Genomic DNA, 23,954 nt, shown 5'->3' on the forward strand with positions numbered 1-23,954 from the left:
CCGTGGCGCAGCTTTCCATCATTCTCCGCTCTATCGAAGGCGGCGGGCTGGCCTTCTGGTGTCCTGGTTGTCAGGCCTCGCATATGATCGCGGTTGGGCAGGGACCTGGCCCGCGATGGGGTTTCAACGGCGATCCCGGAAAGCCCACCTTCACGCCCTCGATCCTGGTCCGTCAGGGCCACTTCATCGAAGGTCACTCAGGCCAATGCTACTGCACCTGGCCTGACAAGGATGAGTTCCCGGACCTGAAGTGTGGCGTCTGCCACAGCTTCGTGACGGACGGCCGCATCCAGTTCCTGGCCGACAGCACCCACGACCTGGCCGGCCATACCGTCGACCTGCCGGCCTGGCCCGAGGGCGAGGTGGCGTCGTGATCGCGCCGATCGCCGCTCGCTTTGGGCCGTGGGTTCTGGCCGGCGTCCTTGGCCTCCTGACGCTTTACCAGCACGACCAGCTGGTGACCTGGCGGCTGAAGGACAAGGACCAGCAGGCCCGCGAGTACAACCTCCGCCGCGACATCGGCGAGCGCGATCGCAAGATCCTCGCGCGCGCCGGCGACGAGGCCGACGATCGGGGCGAGGCCGACCAAGCCTGCGCCACCGAGATCTCCAGCAGCTTTCAGAAGGGCGTGGCCGTTGGCCGCGCGATCAACCATGCGAAAGGCGCTCCTCCTCCCGCTCCTGGCCGCCAGCCTGGCCCTGGCGGCATGCTCGACTATCGGCAGGCCTGGGAAGCTTCCGCATTCAAGCCCGGCGCCGCCGGATCCGCCGCCAGCGGCGATCTGCGCGCCCCTCGAGGCTGAACCGCTTCCCCCCGCCGGCGTCGACCAGGATCTGCTCTATCAGGCGATCGTCGCCGCGCTGGGCGAGGTGAAGGCCGTTGCCTTCCTGCAGTGGCGCGAGACGGATTGGCCGGCCTGGGCGCGGCGCGGCTGGCGACGCCTCGAGCAGGGCCAGGCACGCTGCACGCCCCCGCCCGACGATCGAAAACGACCCTAGCCCGGTCTTGGCCGGGCCGATCCTCTACACCCGCGCTCGCTATGGCTTGAGCGCGCCAAACAAAGCCCGCCGCCGGCTCGCGCTGGCGGCGGGCTTTCACTTGTCCCGGGCCTAGCCTGCAGCCAGCCACGCCTCTGAGTATTCTGGCCCGCCGGATACCTGGTTAGCGATGCTGATCAGAAACGGCTCGAGGTGCTTTGCCAGCGCCGCCGGCGTGGGCACCAGCAGTTGCTCCTCGTTGGGCATGTAGCGCCAGAAGTGGCGCTTATGAGGGACGGCCATCATATCGATCATCCCGGCAAGCCCGGGATCATCCTCACCGCCCTGGCGAAGGTAGTCGCTGTAGAGCGCATTCAGGTCGTGATCGAATTTGAAGGTGGCGCCCCGGCCAGACAGAAAGGCCTTGAACCCGAGCTCCAAGACGAAGCCGCCAAGGAGATAGATCGCCGGCGAGTGGTGGCTGTGAACATCCGGCGACTCCGAAGCCAGATGCTTGATGCTCAAGAGGTACGACCAGGCGGTCTTCCAGCGACTTTGCGGCGTTTCGCTCATGCTTGCTAACCTTGGGTCCTCGAGCGCGAAGCGCCCAATCTATCCACTAAGCCCGTCGCACTGCGCCATGGTCCAGGCCGCGTCGTCGACTGGCCAAGCCTCGACACTGGTCGGCCGGCCCCAATACTCCCCCATCAAGACCAAGCTGGTGGGCTGGCGACAGACCCCGCAACCAAGCGCCCCTGCCCGCTGGATCTCGTCGATAGTCCAGGACCGGAAGGCGCGGCAGACCTCTCTGGCCTTGAAGGCGCGGACGGTATCGCAGGCGCGGCAATAGGTCCGCAACTCCATGCCGCGATCGGCGCAATGGCCGAGGCTTCTCGGCGGCTGGTTTAGGCCAGGATACATGATGGGCCATCGCGATTGTTCTCGCGATGTTCTCATGCCGGCGGCGACCTCGAGTCAAGCCGCCGCGACATTCCGCCCCCTCCGGATAGGGCGGGACCGGCGCGCGGCAACGCGCCGATCGGCGATAGCTCCATCGCCACGCGACGCCGTCGATCGCCGACGGCGCGTCCGCCCCAGCCTCCGGAGGCGGCGGACTCCTAATCGCTCACAGGAGTAACCCACAATGACGCACAACCCTGAAGGGGTGCGAATTCCGTACCTGCCTGTTTCCTCGGCCGAGCCGCCCGCCCCCTGGATTGGCGGCAAGCGCCACCTAGCCAAGCGGATCTGCCAGGTGCTGGCCAGCACGCCGCACGACGCCTACTGCGAAGTTTTCCTCGGCATGGGCGGTGTGTTCCTGCGCCGGTCGGTTCGGCCGGCTGTCGAGGTGATCAACGACGTATCCGGCGACGTCGTGACCCTCTTCCGCGTGCTGCGCTCACATCCCGAGGCGCTGCTGCGCGAGCTCCGCTGGCGGCCGGCGATGCGGGTCGAGTTTGATCGCCTGAAGACGGTCGCCGCGCACGACCTGACCGACATCGAGCGCGCGGCGCGGCTGCTCTATCTGCAGACACTTGCCTTCGGCGGAAAAGTCCGAGGGCGGAACTACGGCGTCGATCCGTCCAAGCCCCATAACTTCGACCTGGCCCGCCTCGAGCCGCGCCTGAAGCGGATCCACGACCGCCTGGCGACGGTGATCATCGAGAACCTGGACTGGGCGGACTTCATCCCCCGCTATGACAGGCCGGGGACCCTGTTCTATCTCGATCCGCCCTACTACGGCTCGGAGGACGACTATGGCCGCGAGATCTTCGCCCGGGCGGACTTCCTGCGCCTGGCCGAAACCCTGGCCGGGATCCGGGGCCGCTTCCTGCTGTCGATCAACGACGTCCCGGAAATGCGAGCGGCGTTCGCATGGGCGGACATCGAGGCGGTTCAAACGACCTATTCGATCGCTGGCGGAGACCACGTCGCGCCGGCGGCCGAGCTCCTGATCGCGAAGGGCGTTCCGCTCGGCCTGGCTGAGCCCCAGGCGGCGCTGTTCTAGGGCTAGGCGCCCGGGTGGCGGCGCGCCTCCCGGGCGCAATTCACCCGGCTTCCGAGCCGAAAATTCCCTGCCCTTTTGGTTGGGAAAATCCAGCTAACCCATTGATTCACGGTAGCGGGTTTTGTCGGAAGTTGGGCTTCAAGCCATTGAAAACATTAGATCAGCCCTAGCTTCCCAAGCTGAATGTCGGGGGTTCGATTCCCCCCGCCCGCTCCAGTTTCCGCTTAAAATCATCGGCTTTCGACCCCGAGGGGACCTTGGCTCCCTGCGTCCTTCGAGGCGCGCTCAAGAGCGCGCACCTCAGGATGAGGGGCGTAGCAGCAGTGTTCCTCATCCTGAGGTGTGAGCCGAAGGCGAGCCTCGAAGGACGCACTCAACCACAAGCCCGACCTCTGCGGCGCGTGCGATTGCCTGCCGTGGCTAGGTTGCGCTACACGACCCTTCGTCTGAGGAGAGATCCATGAAGCCCCTCGTCCTGTCCGTGATCGCTATCCTCGCCGCGGGGAGCGCGATGGCCGCCGTCGGTGTCGCCGACTGGTCCGGGGTCTACAAGCAGCGGTTCAACGTGACGGGGCCTGCGCCGGGCGTGTCGGAGGACGTGCTCGAAATCGTGCCCGTTGGGCCAAACCGCGCGTATGTCCGCGCCGATCTCTCCTTCTCAGCGGCCAACAGCTGCAAATTCTATGGCGTGGCGACCCTGGAGGGCGATCGTCTGCGCTATCGCGGTCCGGTCGACGGCCATCAGGGCGAGCGCTGCACGCTGACGCTCGAGCGCGGCAGGGACGCCAAGGGCAATCAGACGATCGTGCTGCGCGACGAAGGCAGCCGGTGCGAGGCGGCGACCTGCTCGAAACGCGGGTCCTACGACACCCAGTCCTTTCCCGTGAGCGCCCGGCGGACGATCCGGTATCTGCCGCGCCTTAAGGCCTCGAGCGAATTTGCCTACGCGCTGAAGGAGGCCGGCATCGCGGCGCCCCCTGCGACGCCCGCGACCAGACCCAATCCGTAGCGCGACGTACGGCGGGCATGACCAAGTACCTGATCTCCTTCCCCAGCGCGGCCATGCAGGTGTCGCCCGAGGACCTGCCCGCCGTCGGCGACGCCGCCCGTGCGGTGATCGAAGAGGCCAAGGCGGCCGGGGTCTATGTGTTCGCCGGCGGTATCCATGAGGGGGTCGCGCCGGTGCGGGTGTCGGCCGATGGCGCGGTCTCGGCAGAGATCTATCCGGGCAGTCATCTGGATGGCGGCTTCGCCGTGCTGGAGCTGCCGTCTCGCGACGCCGCCATCGCCTGGTCCCGCAAGATGGCCGCCGCCTGCCAGTGCGATCAGGAGCTGCGCGAGTTCATGTACGACCCGGCCAGCTAGAGCCCTTTCCGATCTGATTGAACCAATCAGATCGGACAAAAAGGGCTCTACTTCAAAAGCTTAGAGCGTTCTCCGATCACCGCTTCACACTGATCGGAGAACGCTCTAGGGGGCGTCACGAGCCCCCAGCACGGTGGACGCGGACAGTTCCGGCGCCACAACGGCGAGGTCGTACCCGCGGATGAGCGCGCGCCATTCAGGCGTCAGGGCTTCCAGATCGGCGCTGCGCAATTGGCGCAAATCCACCACGAACCAGTCGCTCGCCGGCGCGTTCGATGGGCGGGCCAGCATCACATCCTTGCGCCAGTCGCCGTCCTTAGTGGTCCCATCGAAGGTCTTCGCGGTCACCTGGCGGCCGACGCCGGCATATCCGCCCAGCGCGCCTTTCGCGCCGGCGACGATGAGGTTGAGGGACTTCACGCCCTCTCCGTCGGCACGTTCGGCGACGAAATTGCCCAGGTCGCGCTGACCGAGCGGATTGTAGCCCTTGTAGAGATGGTAGGCGCCGAACTTCATCAGCAGGCGCGCCTGCGGCGCCTCGGCGAAATGCGCCGCCAGCGTCCGCTTCATCAGGCGCGCCCTGCGCCCGTTCGAGTCGCCGGTGCGGGTCCGCGAGCCCTGATAGATGGCGCGTGTTTCGCGCAAGGCGGCGAACAACGCCTTGGCCCGTTCGCCGCCGTCCTGGTCGATGGCTGTTCCCGCCTGATCCAGCGTCGCATCGGTGACCTTGAGCAGGAACAGGTCGAAAGGTGAGCCGGAGGCCAGCGCGGCCTGCGTCGCCGCCCGCTCCTGTTCGGCCAGAGCCTTGATCTGGGCGCTGGCGAGCGGTCCTGGACCAGCCGCCAGCATCTGTTCGAACAGATAGCCGCTGACGCCGAAGAACTCCTGATCAAGCCCCCACAGCTTGAAGTTCGGCCCGGCGAGGCCCGCGCAATCGGCCGCCGTCTGACCTTCGTCCCGGCCGTTGAGGAAGGCCATCGCGTCGGGATGGGCGCGCATGAAATCGGAAATCTGCTGTTCCCGGTTCGGCGCTCTCAGCCGCGCGTTGACCACGCCGGCCGCCTCCGGTCCGATCTCGACGACCATGGCCGTCAGGCCGCCCGGCGCCATCAAGCGACAGATGTTCGTGGTGAAGGCGGGGATCTCGCGCGAATGATGGCTCTCGCCGACAAGAACGTACCGGCTGGCGTTGACAGCCTCCGACAGGATCGCGGCTCCTGGACCCGAAAAACCCTGCGGCCGGACGGTCAGCGGCGCCCCCGCTTGCGTCAGGCGCTCAACGAAGGTCAGCGGCTTAGCGGTCTCGGCGTGAGCGGAAGCCGCGCACGAGCCTGCCAGCGCCAAGGCGGCTACGATGGATTTCAGACTCATATCACTCACCCCGTTGGATGAAGCGGCCTTACGGCGATCCCCCAACAACCGCGAGTTAAATCGCGGCTGCAGATCGCTTTTCTGCTTGGCGAGGATTGGGAAGAAGGGCGTTGAACCCATGATCCCGACGCCTCAAGCGCGGGAGGGAAGCGTCAGAAAGGATCCACTAGGCCCACGAAAAAGCCCGCCCGGACGAACCGGGCGGGCTCTTCAGATCAAGGGCGACGTGACCTATTTGACGCGTTCGGCCTTGATCCCGAGCTTGGCCAGCTGGGCCTGCACGCTCTCGGCGCCGACCAGGTGGCCCGAGCCGACGGCCACGAAGCTGACGCCCGAACCGGCCAGCTTGGTCTTGAGCTGGTTGGCCCAGTCGACATTCCGTTTGACCAGCAGCAGCTCATAAAGGTCCGGATACTGGGTCTTCATCTCGGTGATGAACTGGGCTTCCAGCCCGCTCACGTCGCCCGCCGCCCAGGCCGCCACCATCTTGTCGAGCTTTTCGACGCCGCCCTCGGCGTCCTTCAGGCTGGACTTGAGGAACTCGATCTCGGTGGCCGACGGCAGGTCGGCGAAGAAGCGGATCTGCTGCTCGGGGGTCTCCAGGCCGGCGATCGGCTTGTTGGCGGCCTTGACCTCGCGGGTCAGCACGCCCTCGACGCCGCTCTTGGGGTCGTAGCCGGCCTTGATCATCGGCGCCATGGCCAGCGAAACGGCGGCGAGCCACGGACGCATCATCTCCAGGGCCTGGGGCGGCATGCCGGCCGACTGGCCGATGTCCGTGGCGCGCTTGAAGTCCTCAGTGCCGATCTTGGCCGACAGCTTGTTGGCCTGATCGAGGCCGTAGCGCATGACCAGCGGCTGCATCACCGCCGGATCGTCCGCGCCGACCAGTTCGAGCGTCAGGTCGCCGCTGTCGGCCAGGGCCTTGTCGATCTTGGCCGAGCGCCACTGGGTGTCGGGCTTCAGCACGTGGATCGTGCCGAACAGGTAGATGGTCGAGTCCTTGTCCTTGATCGCCCAGAGGGCCGGTTCGGCCAGGGCGGTCCCGGCGAAGCCGAGCGCGAACACAGAGGCCAGGCCGGCCAGGAGGCGGCGAGCGGGACGGTTGAATTTGAACAGCATGGGAACCCCGATGGCTTGATATGAAGAGAAGTGAGGCGGGTCTGAGGTCAGCGCAAGGCCAAGTTCGACCCAGGATTGATTTTTCTTGGTAAGCTACTTGAGGAAGTCAGCGACCGCCTGGGCGAACGCTTGAGGCTGGTCGAGCATGATGAAGTGGCGCGCATCATCGATGCGGGTCGCCTTCAGGCCCGGCAGACCGGCATAGGCGTCGACGAACAGCCGGTCGGCGGCGGTCGACGGCATGCCCATGGCGGTGTCGTAGGCATAGAGCAGCGTGGTCGGCGCCTTGACCTTGGCCAGGTCGCCGCGCGCGTCGGTGACCAGGAGGTCGTACATGGCGCGTCCGACCACCGAGGGCGACGAGGCGCCACCCCAGGCGATGACCTGCTTCTGGCCCTCCGCCGACTTCACAAAGCGCGGCGCGCCCATGGCCTGCTGGCCGGCGAAAGCTTCGGGGCTCATCGCCGCCGTCGCGTCGCGCATCTGAACGGCTTGCGGACGCACCGTCTCGGGCGTCGCCGCCGGCGAGAACAGCAGCGAGAAGAACGGCAGGCTGTCGACGATCATCAGACGGCCGATCGACTCCGGATGGCGCTGGGCCAGCAAGAGGCCGGTGAACCCGCCCAGGGAGTGGCCGATCACGGCGGGCGACTTCAGGCCCTTGGCCTTGATGTAGCCGTCGACCGCCTCCACCAGCGGACCGACCACCGCGCCGTCGGCGTTGCCGGCCACCGGCGCGCCGGCGAAACCCGCCACTTGCACCACGTGGACCCGATGGGTCGCCGACAGCTGCTTGACGGTGGCGTCCCAGACCGCGCTGGACGAAGCCAGGCCCGGGATCAGGATGACGTCGGGGCCTTGGCCGACGACCGTCACGGTCATGCGGTCGGCGGCGGGGCTGGCGGCGATCGGCGCCAGGGGCGCGGCGTGGGCGTGGTCGCCGCCGAACACGCCGGTGGCGGCAAGAATGGCCACGAAAACCGCTGAAGCGCCGAGGCGGTTGCGACGGGAGCACGAGGTCTTGAGGGTCACGATCTTTGTCCTTGGATAGGGGCGCGCGGAAGGCTTCAGCGTCGCGCGCCGGTGTTGGGGTGACGAAGGGTTTGGTGGAATGGCCGCCCGGGTGGTCCGGGCGCGGGCGTAAGGGCCTAGCTGGCCAGGCCCCGGCGCCAGGTGATGAACAGACCGATCACCAGGTAGGCGGCCATCATGATGCTGGCGGCGTCCCATAGGGTGAGTTGCGGCAGAAGGCCCAGCTTCTCGCCCGCCGCCCACAGGAAGAGCAGGCCCTGGAGGATGGCGAAGCTGATAGCGGCGCTTTCGCCCATGGCGCGGCGCATGAACTCGTCGCTTCGAACCCAGATGGCGATGTTGCCCGCCGTCTGGATCAGCAAGAGCGCGATCAGTCCCGCCATCGCCGCCGAGGCGATCATCGGCGACAGCGGCGCGAAGACGAGCGGAACCATGACCGGCGTGGCCATCATCACGCCCGCAAGGAACAGCACGAAGCCGTTCTGGGCGTAGAAGACCGCCTGGGCGGGAGTCGCCGGTCGCACCTCCTCGGGATTGATCTGGCGTCCAAGGGCGCGGCGGCTGAGGCTCATCAAAAGGGTGATGAGACCGGTCAGCGCCATCATAGCGGCCAACGCCACGGCCAAAACGTCAGACCAGGACAGGTCGACCGAAACGGCCGCGCCAGCCTCTTCCAGCGAAACCAGATAGCCGCCGAACAGGTAGCCCAGAGGCGCGGCCACCACGGCGCCGACCAGGGCCTGGAGCAGGCGATGGCGGCGCGGCTTGGGAGACTTCGAAACGAGGTTCATCACGGTATCCTCGAACTGTGCGGGCCCTTAGGCCTCGTCCTGGAAGATGGACTCGATGGGTTGCCCAAACAGGCGGGCGATCTTGAAGGCGAGCGGCAAGCTGGGGTCGTACTTGCCGGTCTCCAGGGCGTTGATGGTCTGGCGGGAGACCTCCAGCCGGTCAGCGAGATCCGCCTGGCTCCAGTCGCGCTCGGCGCGCAGCACCTTGAGGCGGTTCTTCACTTGTACCTCCAGCGAACCAGAGGTTGGGCCAGACCGAAAGCTCCGCAGAACACCGGGAAGGCCAGATAGGTCGGCGCATGACCCAGCACCCCGAAGTTCTCGAGGAAGCCCCAGACGGTCGCGCCGGCCAGGGTAAGCCCCATCGCCCACAGCAAGGCCTGGACGGACATGTTCCGCTGAAACTCGTCGGTCTCCTCGGCGAGGTAGACGCCCATGATGGCGATCACCGCGACGATCGGGAGCGCCGGCGCCACCGCCACCGCCCAAAGCGCCAAGCCGGTCGGCTTGAAGTGCTCGTAGAGCAGGATCGAGCAAGGCAAGACCGCCACATAGGCCAGCATCGCGGGCGTGAACCGGAGCAGGTAGCGGCGCATGGCGGGAGACATCTTCTGGGCCATCGCAATTCTCCTTTTCAGCGGCGCTCAGCGCTGGCGCAGCCACCAGATCGACCAGACCAGGCTGTAGGCCGCCAGCTGCACGGCCATCAGGCTGAACATGCCGATCGCGAACCATTCGGAAGGCGAGTGCGGGCCGGCCATGGCGACGAGCCGATCGTCGCCGATCAGCAGCGCCACGCCCACGCCCAACAGCATCGTGGTCGAACCGCCCCAGAACCAGGCGAACTTGTGCGCCTCGCGAGCGGCTTCATCGATGTTGCGCCAGTAGATGACCGAGATGCCGACCAGGATCGGGGTCAAGATCAGCAGCGAGATCCCCATCCATTGCGACGGCGGCGACACACCCATCTTGTTCAGGAGCGCATAGCTCGCGCCGCAGACGGCGCCGAACATGCCGCAGCCCACAAGCATTCGCAGCGCGATCGCCTGTCGGCGGGCCTGGGTTCCGTTTTGTTCGCTCATTGGGAAAGCCTTGCTCCGGATCGGGCGACTAGAGGGCGGCCAGCGCTTCGACCGCGCCGTCCTGCTCGCTCTTCGAGGTGTCCTTGGGGCCCTTCGACGGGCGCTCCCGGAGAACCAGGAACAAGACCGCTCCCAGCGCCGCCAGCCCCAGGGCCAGACCCGCCGCCAGCAGCGGACCACCCATCTCACGCGCCGCGCCGATCGCCACCACCAGCGAACCGGAGCTGGCGGCCATACCAATGGCCAGCTTCTGGGTGCGGGTGGCGGGGGTGCGTTGAGCGTTCTTCTTCATGACAAGCCTCCTCGTCGAAATGACAAGGATGTTTGTCATGCATTCGCAGCATTATGTCAAGCGTAGTTGTCATTTTGTCTTGCGAGCAAGACTAAATGACGGATCTGCTTGATGTTTCAGGCTGCGCGACGGCCCAGGAAGGGGTCTTCGTTCAAGGTCTCGCCGACCAAACCGCGCCAATGGACCGCCACGAGTCGCCGCCGCAAGAGCGCGCGGCCCAGCACGCCGGTCGGCGGCAAAGCCATCACCTCCCAGCCGTAGCGTGAGAAGCGATCGCCAAAATCAGACCAGCGGATGACCCGCCCTTGGGCGTCCTGTCGCCACAGCGACTTGTCGCAGCCGGGAATCCGCATGCACCGTTCCCAGGCCTCGACGCGACCTTGGAGGATCAGGAACGGGTCATGAGCGATGCGGGCCAAGAAGGGCCTCCGTAGAAACCTGCGCCATCCTCCGCGTCGGACAGGACTGAGTCGCGCCCCAGGAGAACGACGACTAGATTTTGTGTAACCGCACAGACTGTCCACTAGATGCGGTTGCGGCGCGTTGACGCGCGACAGCCCCTGCGACAGGTCATCGGACACGGCGCACCGCCGCTTCCGCCCGGGCGCGCGCCGGCGGCAGATCCGATAATCCCTGTGCAGCGTCGCGCGGCATCGCCAAAAGGCCCGTGTAAAAGCACGCGCCCAGCAAACCGCATCTCGGTTACCCGGCTCGTAACCCGGGCCGCGACCTATCGCCCCAAGTCAGAAGACTCTAGCGCCAAGCCTTGAAGTGCTTGGACAATTTGAGCCCTTGCCGCTGATAGTGGGAGCCACCTTCGCCGTAGAGCCGCGCGGGACGGGCGGTGAGCGGCTCATAGACCAGGCGTGCGACCGTCTGGCCGTCCTCCAGCAGGAACGGCGTCTCGTGGCTGCGGACCTCGAGCACGCCCTTGGAGCCGACGGCGGCGGCCTCCTCGGTGCCGAAGCCCGGATCGAAGAAACCGGCATAGTGCACACGGAACTCACCGACCGATGGGTCGATCGGCGTCATCTCGGCGGCTTCCAGAACCGGGATCTCGATGTCGTCCTTGCTGGCCAGGATGTAGAACTCGCCCGGATCCAGCAGCAGTTCGCCGCGGCGCGCCTCCAGCGGCTCCCAGAAGTCGCGCGGATCATGGCCGTCCTCGTGATCGAGATCCACCACCCCGGCGTGGCGACGCCCGCGGAAGCCGACGATCCCGGTCTCGGACAGCAGGTCCACCCCGACGCTGCGGGTGGCCAGCTTGGCCGGCTCGCCGCGCTTCAAGCGCAGTTGGTTGAGGCGCGTGCCGGCGCGGACCAGAACCGAAAAGGTCTGCGGCGCGATCTCGATATAGAGCGGCCCGGTGTAGCCCGCGTCCACGTCGTCAAAGGCGCGGCTGTGATCGGTGAGCAGACGCACAAACACGTCGACCCGCCCCGTCGAACTCTTGGGATTGCCGCGCGCCGACACCGTCATCGGCAGGGCCAGGCGCTCCTGGATCTCGGCGATATAGACACAGCCCTTCTCCAGCACCGCGCCCTTGGTCAGGTCCAGCTCGTGCATGGCCACGTCCTTCAGGCGCTCGGGTACCCTCCTGGAAAGACCGGGCAAGAACGAGGCGCGGATGCGCCAGGCGCGCGCGCCCAGCCGCAAGTCCAGGCTCGCAGGCTGCACCTGATCGACGTCGAACGGTGTGGCCGAGGTGATGGCCTCTTCAGCGATCAGCTCTTCGATGGTCTGGCAGGGCAGAATCCCTGCGGAATGGGCGTCGGTCATCGGCGCGACACTCGCCAAACCCGGCCGCAAACGCAAGGCGCGAGCGAATGGCGCTCGCCTGTGACACCGCACTTTTCCCCTATGACAATTCTCTGACGCTCTGGCAGGCGTTCTGGCTTGACCCCGCCCCCTCCCCCGCTCCTTATGCGCGCGTTTTTGCGTAGGAGGCGGGCCCGTGGCCGAGAACCCGAAGGACTGGGACGTCGCGACGAAATTGATCCGTGGGGGGATCGCGCGCTCTCAGTTCATGGAGACCGCCGAGGCGCTCTACCTGACGCAAGGCTTCACCTATGACAGCGCCGAGGGCGCCGACCGCCGCTTCGCCGGCGAAGATCCCGGATTCGTCTATTCGCGGTTCAACAATCCGACCGTGAAGATGTTCGAGGACCGCCTGGCGCTGCTGGAAGGCGCCGAGGTCTGTCGCGCCCAGGCCACCGGGATGGCCTCGATCCACGCCGCCCTGATGGGCCTGGTCCGCGCCGGCGACCACGTCGTGGCCGGCCGCGCGCTCTTTGGCTCGTGCCGCTGGATCGTCAGCGAGTGGCTGCCGCGTTTTGGCGTCGAGACCACCTTTGTCGACGCCACCGACCCCAAGGCCTGGGAAGCGGCGATGCGGCCCAACACCAAGGCGGTGCTGGTCGAGACGCCCTCGAACCCGGTGCTGGAGATCACCGACATCCGCGCGGTGTCGGAACTGGCCCATGCGGTCGGCGCCAAGGTCATCGTCGACAACGTGTTCGCCACCCCGATCTTCCAGAAGCCGCTGGAGCTGGGCGCGGACGTCGTCGTCTATTCGGCCACCAAGCATATCGACGGCCAGGGCCGGGTGCTGGGCGGGGCCATCCTGACCAGCGAGGCGATCAACGAGGAGTTCTACCGCGACAGCCTGCGCCACACCGGCCCGTCGCTGTCGCCGTTCAACGCCTGGGTGATGCTGAAGGGTCTCGAGACCCTGGACCTGCGCGTGCGCCGCCAGGCCGACAGCGCTTTCGCCCTGGCCAACACCATCGCCGAGCACAAGAAGGTGCAGACGGTGCTCTATCCGTTCCGCCCCGACCACCCCGGCCACAATGTCGCCAAGGCGCAGATGACCGGCGGCGGCACCGTGATCGCGCTGGATCTGGGCAGCCGCGAGGCCGCCTTCAAGTTCCTGAACGCGCTGGAGATCGTCGACATCTCCAACAATCTCGGCGACGCCAAGTCGATGGCCACGCACCCGCCGACCACCACCCACCGCTCGGTCCCCGAAGCCGAACGCCCGTCACTGGGCGTCACCGAAGGCGGCGTGCGCCTGTCGGTGGGCCTGGAGAGCGTGGAAGATCTCAAGCGGGATGTGATCCGTGCGCTCGATCAGGCGTGAGACCTCCCCGCCCATGCAACGCATGAGACGCCGCCGGGGCAGCGACAGCGCCGCCTATGAGGCCCGCACGCGCGACATCGTCGTGCGCGTCTTCCCCACCTATGCGGCCGAGGAAAGCTCGCCCGAGCAGGGCCTCTATCTGTGGTCCTACACGGTCGAGATCGAGAACCACGGCGAAGAGACGGTCACCCTGATCGCGCGCCGCTGGACGATCACCGACGGCTTCAACCGGGTGAACGAGGTCGAGGGCAGCGGCGTGGTCGGCGAACAGCCCGAGCTGAAGCCGCGCGAGGCGTTCCGCTATGTCTCCAACTGCCCTCTGCCTACGCCGTCGGGCGCGATGCGGGGGAGCTACCAGATGGTCACCGACGCGGGCGACCTGTTCGACGTGGCGATCCCGGAGTTCTCGCTGCACCTGCCGGGCGCGGCGATGAAGCTCAACTGATCGATTGAGGCGTAATTGACATTAGACGCGGATAGGTAGAGCCTTCAGAGATCAGCTCTGAGGCGCCTCGCTCATGCTTGTCCGGACCTCCATCTGCGCCTTGATCCTCACCATGGCGCTCGCGCCGCAGGTCATGGCGCAGTCCGCCATCGCCAGGCAGCACTACATGCACCAAGGCGTCGTCCTGACCCCTACGGTCGATATCGGGCGCGGGCGCGTGGATTTTCAAACGCCCGCTCAGCAAGCCCGTGTCGAAAGGTTGATGCCGCAGATCGAGAAGGCCATCGCGATCAAGCTGGCCAACCCCAAAACGGCCGAGTTCAGAGGCATCCGCACTGGCCGCTACCAGAAAGTCATGGTTGTCTGCGGCGTGGTCGACAGTATCGCCGCCTCGGGCGAGACCGAAAAACGCCGCTTCATCGCGCGTCCCGGCGCCGCCTCCCTTGAGACGTCGGAAAACGCTGACGCGTTCAGGGCCGGCTGGAAGAGCACGGGTTGCGGTTTCTAAAGGTATTGGGTTTGGCCTGAGCTTTGAGGCTGCTCGAAGTCGCTCTGGCCCCACCAATCCCAAGCTTATTCAGGCACGAAAAAGGCCGGCTCCCATCCGAGAGCCGGCCTTTCTTGTTCGCTATTCTAACTCGGTCAGGCCGAAGGGCCCTCACGCCCCCGGCGGATCCAGCTTGTAGATCCGCGAGCAGTATTCGCAGGTCACGTGGATCTTGCCGTCCGGCTCGACCATCTCGGCGACCTCCTCGGCCGAGAACGAGTCCATCACCACGCCTATGCGGTCTTCCGAACAGCGGCAGAACGCCTTGAGCGGCTTCTCGTCCAGCAGGCGAACGCCGTCCTCGTTGAACAGGCGCCACAGCAGCGTCGGGGTCGAAACCGTCGGGTCGATCAGTTCGTCCTCGCCGGTCGTTTCGAACAGCGCCTGCACGTGCGTCCAGGCGTCCTGGGTCTCGCCCCGCGCCTGATCGCCGGCGATCACCTGGATCAGGATGCCGCCCGCGCGCCAGGTTGCGCCCTGCCCTGTATCGGCCTGCCCCACAGCCAGACGAACACGGGTGGGGGTCTGCTCGGACTGGGCGAAGTACTGCTCGGCGCACAGGGCCAGGGTCTCACCTTCGATCGGCGTGACGCCCTGGTAGCGATCCATGTCCGGTCCCTGATCCAGGGTCATGATGAACACGCCGCCGCCCAGCAGGGTCTTGGCGCCGGGGCGCACGAACCCTTCCGAGACCGCCGCCACTTCTGCGGGGTCGAACCGGCAATAGCCGCGCAGGCCGCCGCTGGTGTCGTAATCGACGACCACATAGCGCACGGGGCCGTCGCCCTGGGCCTGGACGATCAACCGTCCCTCGAACTTCAGGCTCGACCCGACCAGGGCCGCCAACGCACAGGCCTCGCCCAGCAGGTTGGCCACCGGCTCGGGGTAGTCATGGCGTGTCAGCACCTCGTCGATCGCCGCGCCAAGGCGCACCACCCGGCCGCGTACGGGCAGGTTCTCGATCTGAAACGCGGAAACGACGTCGTCGAGGACGCCGGTGTCGGGGGCGATGTCGGTCATGGGGAGGCTAGATAGGAGGTTCTGGCGAAATTGCGAGCCCGGATCGAAGACACACGGCAACGGAGCCCGCACCAGGGTCTCCCGAGATCGGGTGCATGCGACCGAACGCCTCGTTGCGACAACGAGGGATTCGGACTCACTTGGGATCGCCGCCGCTTTTGCCCATATGCGACGGCGACACCGGCCAGCGTTTACCAACCGGCGCTGGCCGGTAACCTTATCCGATCGCGCCGAAGCACCAGGCCAGGACGGACTTCTGGGCGTGAATGCGGTTCTCGGCCTCGTCCCAGACCAGCGAGCGCGGACCGTCCAGCACCGCGTCGGTGACCTCTTCGCCGCGATGCGCCGGCAGGCAGTGCAGGAAGACGCCGTTACCCGCCGCCAGATCCATTAGCCTGTCGTCGACCTGATAGGGCTCAAGCGCCGCCAAGCGCTCGTCATGGTCGGTGTCGCCCATCGAGACCCAGGTGTCGGCCACGACCACGTCCGCGCCGCTGACGGCGGCCTTGGGATCGGTGGTCATGCTGACCTTGCCCTGCAGGCCCTCGGCGCGGGCTAGGTCGTGCAGATCGGCGTGATAGACCGCCGGGCAGGCGATCTTCAGCTCAAAGCCCAGCAGAGGCGCGGCATGGATGAAGCTGGAGCAGACATTGTTGCCGTCGCCGACCCAGGCGATGGTCTTGCCGGCGATCGGGCCGCGATGCTCCTCGATGGTGAGGATGTCGGCCATGATCTGGCACGGGTGGCTCTTGTCGGTCAGGCCGTTGATGATCGGCACGGTCGAGACCTGGGCGAAGCGCTCGACGTCGGCGTGGCTGTTGGCGCGGATCATCACCGCGTCGACCATGCGCGACAGCACCTTGGCGGTGTCCTCGATGGTCTCGCCGCGGCCCAGCTGCATGTCCGAAGCGGTCGAGATGATCGCGCTGCCGCCCAGCTGGCGCATGGCCGCGTCGAACGAGAAGCGGGTGCGGGTCGAGTTCTTCTGGAAGATCATCGACAGCACGCGGTCCTTGGCCGGCGCATCGGCGTCGACCTTGCCCTGCGGCCAGCCCTTGCGGGCCGCCTTGCGGGCGTGGGCGTCGTCCAGCAGCAGGCGCAGGGTCGCACCGTCCAGCTTCCACAGGTCGATGAAGTGGCGGGGTTGAGTCATCGGACGATCCCTATCCCCGCCTCCCCGGCGAATGCCGGGGCCCAGAGTCATCCGGGAACTAGACGGGCTTAATCTGGGTCCCGGCTTTCGCCGGGAAGGTCGGAAAAAGGGTTGGGTCTAGGCGGCGGCCTTGGCGCGCGCGGCCTCGCAAGCCTTTTCGAGCTTGGCGATCGCCTCGCTGGCTTCCTCGATGGTCAGGTTCAACGGCGGCAGCAGGCGCACGCAGTTGTCCCCGCCGCCGGCGATGAGAAGCTTCTCGTCGCGCGCCAGGACCATGAAGTCGCGGTTGTTCGGGATCAGCTTGACGCCGATCAGCATGCCCTTGCCGCGCACGTCGACGATGACGTCCGGGAAGCGGTCCTTGAGGCCGTTCAGCTGTTGGGTGAAGAAGCCCGAAACGGTCTTCACATTGTCCAGCGTCTCAGGCGACTTGATGATCTCCAGCGCCGCCTTGCCCACGGCCATGGCCAGCGGGTTGCCGCCGAAGGTCGAGCCGTGCGCCGCGACCGTCATGCCCTTGGCTGCTTCGGTGGTGGCCAGGCACGCACCGATCGGGAAGCCGCCGCCCAGGGCCTTGGCCACCGCCATGATGTGCGGCTCGCCGCCTTCCGCCCACTCGTAGGCGAAGAGCTTGCCGGTCCGGCCCATGCCGCACTGAACTTCGTCATAGATCAGCAGCACGCCGTGCTCGTCGCACAGCTGGCGAAGGCCGACCAGGCACTGGGTCGGGATCGAGCGCGCGCCGCCCTCGCCCTGCACCGGCTCGACGATGATCGCCGCCGTGGTCGGGCTGGCGATCGCGGCCTTGATCGCGTCGTGGTCGCCGAAAGTCAGTTGGCTGTAGCCCGGCAGGCGCGGGCCAAAGCCGTCGACATAGCTCGGGTTGCCCGAGGCGTTGACCGCCGCGTAGGTACGGCCGTGGAACGAGCCGTCGAAGCCGTAGATATCGATGCGCTCGGGCTGGCCGTTGGCCGAGTGATACTTGCGGGCCGTCTTCAGCGCGCACTCCACGGCTTCCGTGCCCGAGTTGGTGAAGAACACCACATCGGCGAACGAGTTGGCGCACAGGGCGTCGGCCAGCTCTTCCTGCTCAGGGATCCGGTAGATGTTGGAGACGTGCCAGAGCTTCTCGGCCTGGGCCTTCAGCACCTCGACCAGCGCCGGATGGGCGTGACCCAGGCCGTTGGTGGCGATGCCCGCCACGCAGTCCAGGTACTCTTCGCCTTCGGTCGAGATCAGGCGCGCGCCTCGGCCTCGCTCAAACGCCAGCGGAGCGCGGTTGTACACGCCCATGATGTGGTGCTGCGAGGTGGTGGACGACGTCGCGGTGCTCAAGACCGGCCTCCCTAAAAGGAAACAAGCCCCCGCGCCTTGAGCGCGGGGACTGGAAGGCCGCAGGTTGTCGCCGTGGAACGCCGTCGTGTCAATGAAAGCCCCCTCAAAAAGGCCCTGAAACGCCAGCGAAATTCCGGGCTATGGCGCCGGCGCCTCAGCTCTTGAGACGGTAACCGGTGACGAAGAGCCTCCAGCACCACAGGAACATCACCACGGTGAGAAGACCGGCGGTCACGACGCCGATCGCGATCGAGCCGTCGGCATGGCCGATGAAGCCATACCGGAAGCCGTCGATCAGGTAGAAGAAGGGGTTGAAGTGGCTCGCCGACCGGAACGGCTCGGGCAGCTTGTCGACCAGGTAGAAGGTGCCCGACAGGAAGGTCATGGGCATGATCAGGAAGTTCGTCACGGCCGCCAGCTGGTCGAACTTCTCGGCCCACAGGCCGGCCAGCACGCCCGCCAGTCCCAGGATCAGCGAAGCCGTAAGCCCGAAATAAAGCACCGCCCAGAGGTGCGCGACCGACAGGCCCGCGCCCGGCAGGACGCCGATGACGATCGCCGTCACCGCCCCCACGACCACGCCGCGCGTGGCCGCGCCCAGGGCGAAGGCCGAGACCTGTTCCAGCGCCGATAGCGGCGGCGTCAGGAAGTCCGGCGTCAGGCCCATCATCTTGGCCTGGATCAGCGACGATGAGGAATTGGCGAAGGCGTTGTTCAGGATCGCCATCATGATCAGGCCCGGGGCCACGAAATGGCCGAAGGTCACGCCGCCCACGGCCGGGCGACTGGCGCCGACCGCGACCACGAAGACCAGCATGTAGAGCAGCGTCGTGACCACCGGCGCGGCGACCGTCTGGGTGCCGACTTTCCAGAACCGGCGGATCTCACGCTGGTAGAGCGTGACGAAGCCGGACCAGTTCCAGCCGCGATAGTCGCGGGGCTGCGGCGGAATGACGCTCTCGGCCGTGTCTCTCATCAGCTCAAACCCTTGTTCTGCTTGGCCATGTGCGCCTTGGGGGCCCTTTTCGCAAGCGCGGGCTTGCCGGAATCAACATCTTGTTTCTGTGGACAGAGTCGATGGCGCCCATTGTGCGTTTTAACGCATTCTTTACGATATCTAGTAGGACGACCGCCGGCGGGGCGGATCGATCACCATATATAGGGTGACGGGCGTGGGGACGCCCTCACCCTCTCTCGAATGGCGGAGACGGGTAATGAGCTGGACCGACGAACGGGTTTCCACCCTGAAGAAGCTCTGGTTGGACGGCCTTTCGGCCAGCCAGATCGCCAAGCAATTGGGCGGCGTGACGCGTAACGCGGTGATCGGCAAGGTGCACCGTCTGGGCCTGTCGGGCCGCGCGGCTCCCTCGCAACCGGCCCGTCCGGCCTTCAAGGCGCCGCGCCCGGCGCGTCCGGCCGCCCAGGCGATGCCGTCGGCTCCGCGCCGCGTGACGCCGGTCGAGGCCCCCACGTCGGTTCCGGTCGCCGCGGCTCCGGCTCCGCTGCCGGCTTTCCGTCACGAAGAACCCGGCTCGGCCACCGTGCTGACCCTGGGCGCGCACATGTGCAAGTGGCCGATCGGCGATCCGTCGTCGGAAGGCTTCACCTTCTGCGGTCGTCGCTCGTCGGAAGGCCCCTATTGCGTCGAGCACGCGCGGGTGGCCTACCAGCCCCAGCAGACCAAGAAGAAGAGCGGCGGCGCCGAACTGGCCCGCTCGCTTCGCCGCTACATCTAAGAAGAACAATAGTCTCTCAGAGCGGCGGATCCCGGATGGCCCAAACGGCCGTCCGGGATTTCTCATTTCTGGACGCAGGCAAAGACCATCCGCGTCTTAACCGGCGTCATCCCGCGCTTTATGCGCGGGACCCATTCGTCCGCCGCAAGTGCGGAGCGAAATGAAGTTCTCACGTAGAAGCTGAGCCATAGATCCCGCGCATAAAGCGCGGGATGACGATCCAATTGGTATCCGACTGGGTGACCCGCAGGCGCTTCCCACTTAGATAAACTGCCATGAGCGACCTGCCGCCAACCGATTCCAACGCGCCGCCCTACTCGGTTTCCGAGTTGGCCTTCGCCCTCAAGCGCACGCTGGAAGACCGCTACGGCTTCGTGCGGTTGCGAGGCGAGCTCAGCAAGGTCACGCACCACTCCAACGGCCACGTCTATCTGACCATCAAGGACGACAAGTCCGCGATCGACGGCGTGGTCTGGAAGGGCAATGTCCGAGGCCTCGGCGTGCGGCCCGAGCACGGCTTGGAAGTCATCGTCACCGGCAAGATCACCACCTATCCGGCCGGCTCGCGCTACCAGATCGTCATCGACAGCATGGAGGCGGCCGGCGTCGGCGCCCTCTTGGCGCAGCTGGAGCGCCTGAAGGCCAAGCTGGCCGCCGAGGGGCTGTTTGCGCCCGAGCGCAAACGCCCCCTGCCCTCGATGCCCGCCGTGGTCGGCGTGATCACCAGCCCGACGGGCGCGGTGATCCGCGACATCCTGCACCGCATCCGCGACCGCTGGCCCTGTCAGGTGCTGGTCTGGCCGTGCGTGGTGCAGGGCGACGCCGCCGCCGGCCAGGTCAGCGCCGCGATCCGGGGTTTCAACGCCATCCAGCCGGGCGGACCCGTGCCGCGTCCCGATGTGCTGATCGTCGCGCGCGGCGGCGGCTCGGTGGAAGACCTGTGGGCCTTCAACGACGAGGGCCTGGCCCGGACCGTCGCCGAGGGAACCATCCCCCTGATCTCGGCCGTCGGGCACGAGACCGACACCACCCTGATCGACTTCGTCTCGGATCGCCGCGCGCCGACCCCGACGGCGGCCGCCGAGATGGCCACGCCCGTGCTGGCAGAGCTGCGCGCCCTGATCTCGGATCTCGATCGCCGCCTGAACCGCTGTGGCGCCCGCACCATCGAGGAGCGCCGCACGCGCCTGGTCAGCGCCGCGCGGGGCTTGCCGCGTCCCAACGATCTGCTGGCCCTGGCGCAGCAGCGGTTCGATATCGCCTCGGGCCGCCTGGACGCGGCCCTGGATCGCAACACCACCGTCCACGCCCAGAGCCTGCTGAAGGTCACCGCGCGCCTGACGCCCGAAGCGCTCGGACGCCAGCGCGCCGTCAAGGCCGAGCGCCTTGCCGATCTGTCCCGCCGCCTGGACCTGGCCGCGCGGCGCGCGCCCGATCGCGTGGCGCAGCACGCCCGTCTGCCCGCATTGTGGGACCGCTTGAACGCGGCGGGTCAACGGCGCCTGCAGCGCGACGCCGATCGCCTGGCGAACCTGGAAAAGCTCCGCCAGTCGCTCAATCCTGAGCGCCCGCTGGAACTGGGCTTTGCGCTGGTGCGCAAGGGCGATGGGACCCTGGCCCGCTCTGCCGCCGACCTCGTCTCCGGTGAGCGGGTGAACCTGAAGTTCAAGAGCGGCGACCGCGACGCGGTGATCGACGGCGAAGGCGGCCTTGCCCCTGCGCCAACGGCGCCTGCACCAAAGCCGCGCCCCAAACCTGCGGCGCCGCCCGCCGGTCAGGGCGATCTGTTCTGAACCGGCGGCTTGGCGTAGAATGACCTCATGAACGCTTTCGATCGTGATCTCGGCAAGTCCGACGGCCTGGCCGTCCTGCACTATGGCGACGGCGAGTACGCCGTGCTCTCGCCCGGCCGCTTCGTGCTGTGCGCGGTGAGCAACAAGCAGATCCCGCTGGAGGCCCTGCGCTACTGGAGCCCCGAGCACCAGGAGGCCTATGCCGGACCCGCCGAGGCGCTGAAGCGTTGGCAGGGGGCCTGAGCCGCCGCGCGGTCCTGACCGCGCTTCCGCTGACCTTGGGCCTATCTGGCCTGGCGCGCGCCGCCGCGCCGGGGCTTTCGCTTTCTGGAAAGTTCGTTCAGGGCGGCTACGCCGTCGGACGCACCGCACCGCGCGCGATGATCGATCTCGACGGCCTTGTGCAGACGACCGCCTCGGCCGATGGCTGGTTCGTCATCGGCTTCGATCGTGACGCCCCGCCGACCTCGGTCCTGACGGTGACCACGCCCGATGGCTCCGCCGTCGACGAACGCGCCATCGCCCTCGGCGACTTCGACATCCAAAGGATCGACGGGCTGCCACCCGAACAGGTGTCTCCGACGGACCCGGCCTTGCTGGAACGGCTCGCCGCCGAAAACACACGCAAAGTGGCCGGCTTCGCCAGCCAGGCCGACATCGAAGGCTTCCGCGAGGGATTCATACTTCCGGTTGTGGGCGCGCGCCGCTCTGCGCGGTTTGGCGGCCAACGGATCCTCAATGGCGAGCCAAGGCGTCCCCATTATGGGGTTGATCTGGCCGTCCCCGTGGGGACGCAGGTACGATCGCCGGCGTCGGCGATTGTGGCTTTCGCCGAGACCGGACTGCACTTTGAAGGCGGCCTGCTGCTGCTGGATCACGGCCAGGGCTTGGTGACCGCCTATCTCCACCTGTCAAAAATCCTCGTTTCTCCCGGGACTTACGTGAGACGAGGTGACGAGGTGGCCCTGACCGGCGAGGAAGGCCGGGCTACCGGACCGCATCTGTGCTGGCGGATGAAATGGCGTGGACGGAACATGGACCCGTCGCTTCTGGTCGGCGCAGGCCCGCTTCTCGGCTAATGCTGGGATCAATTCGCCCCTGGCGAGAGTTTCAATCATTCGTTAGCTATGCCGCCGATATCAGAAGCCGATGTCGCGGGGGAGCGACCATCGGCTTCGGTCATCCCGCGAGATCCTTGAGGAGACGGCTCCCGCATGTCGGCGGTGCTCGAAAAGCTGCGTTTTTTGCTGGTGGACGATAACCAGCACATCCGCTCGATCGTCTCGGCGATCCTCAAGGGCGTCGGTGTTCGGCATATCCGGGAAGCGATGGACGGCGCCGAGGCGCTGCAGATCCTTCGCGACTGGCAGACCGATATCGCCATCGTCGACTTCAAGATGAACCCGCTCGACGGCGTGATGTTCACCCAGCTGGTCCGCAACTCGCCCGACACGGTCGACCCCTACCTGCCGATCATCATGCTGACCGGCTTCGCCGAGCGGCATCGGGTGTTCGAGGCGCGCGACGCCGGCGTCACCGAGATCGTGGTGAAGCCGGTGACGGCGCGGTCGTTGCTGGATCGCATCAACACCGTGATCTTCCATCCGCGCCCGTTCATCCGGTCGCCGGACTATTTCGGCCCCTGCCGCCGACGCCGTGTGGACCCGCAGCACCAGGGTCCGTTCCGTCGCTCGGGCGAGAAGGACGCCGCCGGCCCGACCCTCGAAATCTAGCTGGACGACTCTGCGGCGCGCTCACGTTCGGCCAGCGCGGCATAGACCTCGTTGGGCCAGCGCCGATGGACCCAGAACCACTCGGCGGGGCGCTCGCGAATGCGATCCTCCATGAACGCGTTGATCATCCGAACACCGGCTTCGATATCGGCTGTCCGATCGCCGGTCTTGGGCGGAACGATCGGATCATGGACCACCGCCCGGAACCGCGCGCCCTTCAGACGTTGTACCGACATCGGCTGAAGCACCGTGCCAAAGCGGATCGCCAGGCGCGTCGGGCCGGGCGCGGTATGTGCCAGATGACCGAAGAATGGCGCGGCGACGCCGCTGTTGAACTTCTGGTCGTTCATCAGGGCCACGGACTTGCCCTGCTTCATGCCTTCCAGCAGCTCGCGCGCGCCGTCGCCCCCCTTGGGCGCGAATAGCCGGACGCCATAACGGAACCGGCTCTCCTTGATCCGCTTGTCGACATAGGGATTGTTGGCGGCGCGATAGGTCATCTCGCAGATCACCCCGCTGTCGACGATGGCCGCCGGCATCACCTCCCAGTTCGACAGGTGTCCCGAAACGAACACGACCGGGATCCTGTTCTCGGCGATCTCGACGAGGCGCTCCTTGCCCACCACCTCGACGCGGCCGGTGGACGGGAGAATCTTGTCCATCAGCGGAAACTCGGCGAACGAGCGGCCCAGACCGTCCCATTGCTCGCGCAGGATCGTCTCGTGCCAGGCCGCGTCCTTGTCTGGAAACGCCAGTTTCAGATTGCGGCTGGCGACCTTGTGCGCCCCGCTCATCGGCCCGAACGTCCGCCCGAGCCAGCCGCCGAAGTCCGACGCGCGATCCACACCCATCAGGCGCACGGCGCCGATAAACAGGTCGAAGCCCAGGGCTTCCAACCGCCACAACAGGTCCTGGACCCAAGGCTGACGCTTTTCAGACATGCGGTCTTAGTAGGCTCTCGCGCACGCCTCGCGCAACGGAGTCTCGCCCGGCACGCGACTTGCGGCTGCCAA

The 23,954-nt window shown here is 66.7% G+C and carries 28 protein-coding genes and 2 pseudogenes; 13 read left to right on the forward strand and 17 right to left on the reverse strand.

Annotated features, from left to right (window positions below; translation table 11 throughout):
• Positions 1 to 2: 2 nt before the first annotated feature.
• Together CVUC_RS05435 and CVUC_RS05440 are read left to right on the forward strand one after the other, a co-directional pair.
• The gene (locus CVUC_RS05435; protein WP_096033641.1) at positions 3 to 374 is read left to right on the forward strand and encodes a DUF6527 family protein; all 372 of its coding nucleotides are present in this window, start codon (positions 3 to 5) and stop codon (positions 372 to 374) included.
• Entirely contained in the window at positions 371 to 802 is a 432-nt protein-coding gene (locus CVUC_RS05440) for a hypothetical protein (protein WP_096033642.1), read from the forward strand. Before CVUC_RS05435 ends, CVUC_RS05440 begins: the two co-directional genes overlap by 4 nt.
• Positions 803 to 1,109: 307 nt before the next feature.
• Here CVUC_RS05440 and CVUC_RS05445 read toward each other — a convergent pair whose 3' ends face one another.
• Positions 1,110 to 1,550: a hypothetical protein gene (locus CVUC_RS05445; protein ID WP_096033643.1), complete on the reverse strand. Its 441-nt coding sequence runs from the start codon at positions 1,548 to 1,550 to the stop codon at positions 1,110 to 1,112.
• A gap of 571 nt (positions 1,551 to 2,121) precedes the next feature.
• Between CVUC_RS05445 and CVUC_RS05455 the strand changes: the two genes are divergently transcribed.
• The 3 genes from CVUC_RS05455 (at position 2,122) to CVUC_RS05465 (ending at position 4,350) form a co-directional block, all read left to right on the forward strand.
• Complete coding sequence (locus CVUC_RS05455) at positions 2,122 to 2,985, forward strand: DNA adenine methylase (protein WP_096033645.1); 864 nt, start codon at positions 2,122 to 2,124, stop codon at positions 2,983 to 2,985.
• 460 nt (positions 2,986 to 3,445) lie between these two features.
• Positions 3,446 to 3,994: a hypothetical protein gene (locus CVUC_RS05460; RefSeq protein WP_096033646.1), complete on the forward strand. Its 549-nt coding sequence runs from the start codon at positions 3,446 to 3,448 to the stop codon at positions 3,992 to 3,994.
• Positions 3,995 to 4,011: 17 nt separating this feature from the next.
• On the forward strand, positions 4,012 to 4,350 hold the full coding sequence (locus CVUC_RS05465; protein ID WP_096033647.1) for a YciI family protein: 339 nt from the start codon (positions 4,012 to 4,014) through the stop codon (positions 4,348 to 4,350).
• 105 nt (positions 4,351 to 4,455) lie between these two features.
• Here CVUC_RS05465 and CVUC_RS05470 read toward each other — a convergent pair whose 3' ends face one another.
• The 10 genes and pseudogenes from CVUC_RS05470 to CVUC_RS05515 form a co-directional block, all read right to left on the reverse strand.
• Entirely contained in the window at positions 4,456 to 5,436 is a 981-nt protein-coding gene (locus CVUC_RS05470; RefSeq protein WP_125469935.1) for a hypothetical protein, read from the reverse strand.
• A 516-nt stretch (positions 5,437 to 5,952) separates the two neighbouring features.
• Positions 5,953 to 6,843, reverse strand: a complete 891-nt coding sequence (locus tag CVUC_RS05475; protein WP_096033649.1) for a TraB/GumN family protein — start codon at positions 6,841 to 6,843, stop codon at positions 5,953 to 5,955.
• A 93-nt stretch (positions 6,844 to 6,936) separates the two neighbouring features.
• Positions 6,937 to 7,875: an alpha/beta fold hydrolase gene (locus CVUC_RS05480; RefSeq protein ID WP_096033650.1), complete on the reverse strand. Its 939-nt coding sequence runs from the start codon at positions 7,873 to 7,875 to the stop codon at positions 6,937 to 6,939.
• Between the two features lie 116 nt (positions 7,876 to 7,991).
• Positions 7,992 to 8,666, reverse strand: coding sequence for a hypothetical protein (locus CVUC_RS05485; RefSeq protein WP_096033651.1), 675 nt, complete (start codon positions 8,664 to 8,666; stop codon positions 7,992 to 7,994).
• A gap of 27 nt (positions 8,667 to 8,693) precedes the next feature.
• On the reverse strand, positions 8,694 to 8,888 hold the full coding sequence (locus tag CVUC_RS05490) for a helix-turn-helix transcriptional regulator (RefSeq protein ID WP_010920093.1): 195 nt from the start codon (positions 8,886 to 8,888) through the stop codon (positions 8,694 to 8,696).
• Positions 8,885 to 9,401, reverse strand: a pseudogene (locus CVUC_RS05495) (hypothetical protein). Before CVUC_RS05495 ends, CVUC_RS05490 begins: the two are co-directional and overlap by 4 nt.
• Entirely contained in the window at positions 9,311 to 9,748 is a 438-nt protein-coding gene (locus CVUC_RS05500; protein ID WP_096033653.1) for a hypothetical protein, read from the reverse strand. Before CVUC_RS05500 ends, CVUC_RS05495 begins: the two are co-directional and overlap by 91 nt.
• Before the next feature lie 28 nt (positions 9,749 to 9,776).
• Positions 9,777 to 10,040 carry a hypothetical protein gene (locus CVUC_RS05505; protein ID WP_164468148.1) on the reverse strand — a complete coding sequence of 88 codons (264 nt, stop codon included), beginning with the start codon at positions 10,038 to 10,040 and terminating at the stop codon, positions 9,777 to 9,779.
• Positions 10,041 to 10,156: 116 nt separating this feature from the next.
• Positions 10,157 to 10,681, reverse strand: a complete 525-nt coding sequence (locus CVUC_RS05510) for a hypothetical protein (RefSeq protein ID WP_096033655.1) — start codon at positions 10,679 to 10,681, stop codon at positions 10,157 to 10,159.
• A gap of 112 nt (positions 10,682 to 10,793) precedes the next feature.
• Positions 10,794 to 11,819: a 2'-deoxycytidine 5'-triphosphate deaminase gene (locus CVUC_RS05515; RefSeq protein ID WP_024265781.1), complete on the reverse strand. Its 1,026-nt coding sequence runs from the start codon at positions 11,817 to 11,819 to the stop codon at positions 10,794 to 10,796.
• A gap of 175 nt (positions 11,820 to 11,994) precedes the next feature.
• Here CVUC_RS05515 and metZ point away from each other — a divergent pair, with 175 nt between their 5' ends.
• The 3 genes from metZ to CVUC_RS19850 all read left to right on the forward strand — a co-directional run bounded on the left by metZ (position 11,995) and on the right by CVUC_RS19850 (position 14,132).
• Positions 11,995 to 13,179: an O-succinylhomoserine sulfhydrylase gene (gene metZ, locus CVUC_RS05520; RefSeq protein ID WP_012640446.1), complete on the forward strand. Its 1,185-nt coding sequence runs from the start codon at positions 11,995 to 11,997 to the stop codon at positions 13,177 to 13,179.
• Positions 13,160 to 13,624 carry a Co2+/Mg2+ efflux protein ApaG gene (apaG, locus tag CVUC_RS05525; protein WP_010920100.1) on the forward strand — a complete coding sequence of 155 codons (465 nt, stop codon included), beginning with the start codon at positions 13,160 to 13,162 and terminating at the stop codon, positions 13,622 to 13,624. The genes metZ and apaG overlap by 20 nt, the downstream gene beginning before the upstream one ends.
• Positions 13,625 to 13,697: 73 nt before the next feature.
• Entirely contained in the window at positions 13,698 to 14,132 is a 435-nt protein-coding gene (locus CVUC_RS19850) for a hypothetical protein (RefSeq protein ID WP_024265782.1), read from the forward strand.
• Positions 14,133 to 14,282: 150 nt separating this feature from the next.
• Here CVUC_RS19850 and CVUC_RS05535 read toward each other — a convergent pair whose 3' ends face one another.
• From CVUC_RS05535 to CVUC_RS05550, 4 genes are all read right to left on the reverse strand, one after another.
• A complete protein-coding gene (locus tag CVUC_RS05535; protein WP_096033656.1) occupies positions 14,283 to 15,191 on the reverse strand; it encodes an Hsp33 family molecular chaperone in 909 nt (302 codons plus the stop codon).
• 217 nt (positions 15,192 to 15,408) lie between these two features.
• On the reverse strand, positions 15,409 to 16,344 hold the full coding sequence (gene argF, locus CVUC_RS05540; RefSeq protein WP_010920103.1) for an ornithine carbamoyltransferase: 936 nt from the start codon (positions 16,342 to 16,344) through the stop codon (positions 15,409 to 15,411).
• A 117-nt stretch (positions 16,345 to 16,461) separates the two neighbouring features.
• On the reverse strand, positions 16,462 to 17,679 hold the full coding sequence (locus CVUC_RS05545) for an aspartate aminotransferase family protein (RefSeq protein ID WP_010920104.1): 1,218 nt from the start codon (positions 17,677 to 17,679) through the stop codon (positions 16,462 to 16,464).
• A gap of 154 nt (positions 17,680 to 17,833) precedes the next feature.
• Positions 17,834 to 18,655 (reverse strand): ABC transporter permease, encoded by an 822-nt coding sequence (locus CVUC_RS05550; protein ID WP_010920105.1) that lies wholly within the window; start codon positions 18,653 to 18,655, stop codon positions 17,834 to 17,836.
• 238 nt (positions 18,656 to 18,893) lie between these two features.
• Here CVUC_RS05550 and gcrA point away from each other — a divergent pair, with 238 nt between their 5' ends.
• Positions 18,894 to 19,415, forward strand: a complete 522-nt coding sequence (gene gcrA, locus CVUC_RS05555) for a cell cycle sigma 70 cofactor GcrA (RefSeq protein WP_024265783.1) — start codon at positions 18,894 to 18,896, stop codon at positions 19,413 to 19,415.
• A gap of 99 nt (positions 19,416 to 19,514) precedes the next feature.
• On the opposite strand, the pseudogene CVUC_RS20315 reads toward gcrA, so the two are convergent.
• Positions 19,515 to 19,604: pseudogene (locus CVUC_RS20315) on the reverse strand (hypothetical protein); the annotation flags it as partial.
• Between the two features lie 86 nt (positions 19,605 to 19,690).
• Here CVUC_RS20315 and xseA point away from each other — a divergent pair.
• The 4 genes from xseA to CVUC_RS05575 all read left to right on the forward strand — a co-directional run bounded on the left by xseA (position 19,691) and on the right by CVUC_RS05575 (position 22,941).
• Complete coding sequence (gene xseA, locus CVUC_RS05560) at positions 19,691 to 21,208, forward strand: exodeoxyribonuclease VII large subunit (protein WP_096033657.1); 1,518 nt, start codon at positions 19,691 to 19,693, stop codon at positions 21,206 to 21,208.
• 27 nt (positions 21,209 to 21,235) lie between these two features.
• On the forward strand, positions 21,236 to 21,451 hold the full coding sequence (locus CVUC_RS05565; RefSeq protein ID WP_012640448.1) for a DUF2093 domain-containing protein: 216 nt from the start codon (positions 21,236 to 21,238) through the stop codon (positions 21,449 to 21,451).
• Entirely contained in the window at positions 21,436 to 22,287 is an 852-nt protein-coding gene (locus tag CVUC_RS05570; protein WP_096033658.1) for a M23 family metallopeptidase, read from the forward strand. The genes CVUC_RS05565 and CVUC_RS05570 overlap by 16 nt, the downstream gene beginning before the upstream one ends.
• Before the next feature lie 135 nt (positions 22,288 to 22,422).
• The gene (locus CVUC_RS05575; RefSeq protein WP_010920110.1) at positions 22,423 to 22,941 is read left to right on the forward strand and encodes a response regulator; all 519 of its coding nucleotides are present in this window, start codon (positions 22,423 to 22,425) and stop codon (positions 22,939 to 22,941) included.
• Here the strand turns inward: CVUC_RS05575 and CVUC_RS05580 are convergent.
• On the reverse strand, positions 22,938 to 23,882 hold the full coding sequence (locus tag CVUC_RS05580) for a lysophospholipid acyltransferase family protein (RefSeq protein ID WP_096033659.1): 945 nt from the start codon (positions 23,880 to 23,882) through the stop codon (positions 22,938 to 22,940). The genes CVUC_RS05575 and CVUC_RS05580 overlap by 4 nt on opposite strands.
• Positions 23,883 to 23,954 lie beyond the last annotated feature (72 nt).

This window comes from Caulobacter vibrioides, assembly GCF_002858865.1.
GTDB classification, from domain to species: Bacteria; Pseudomonadota; Alphaproteobacteria; order Caulobacterales; family Caulobacteraceae; genus Caulobacter; species Caulobacter vibrioides.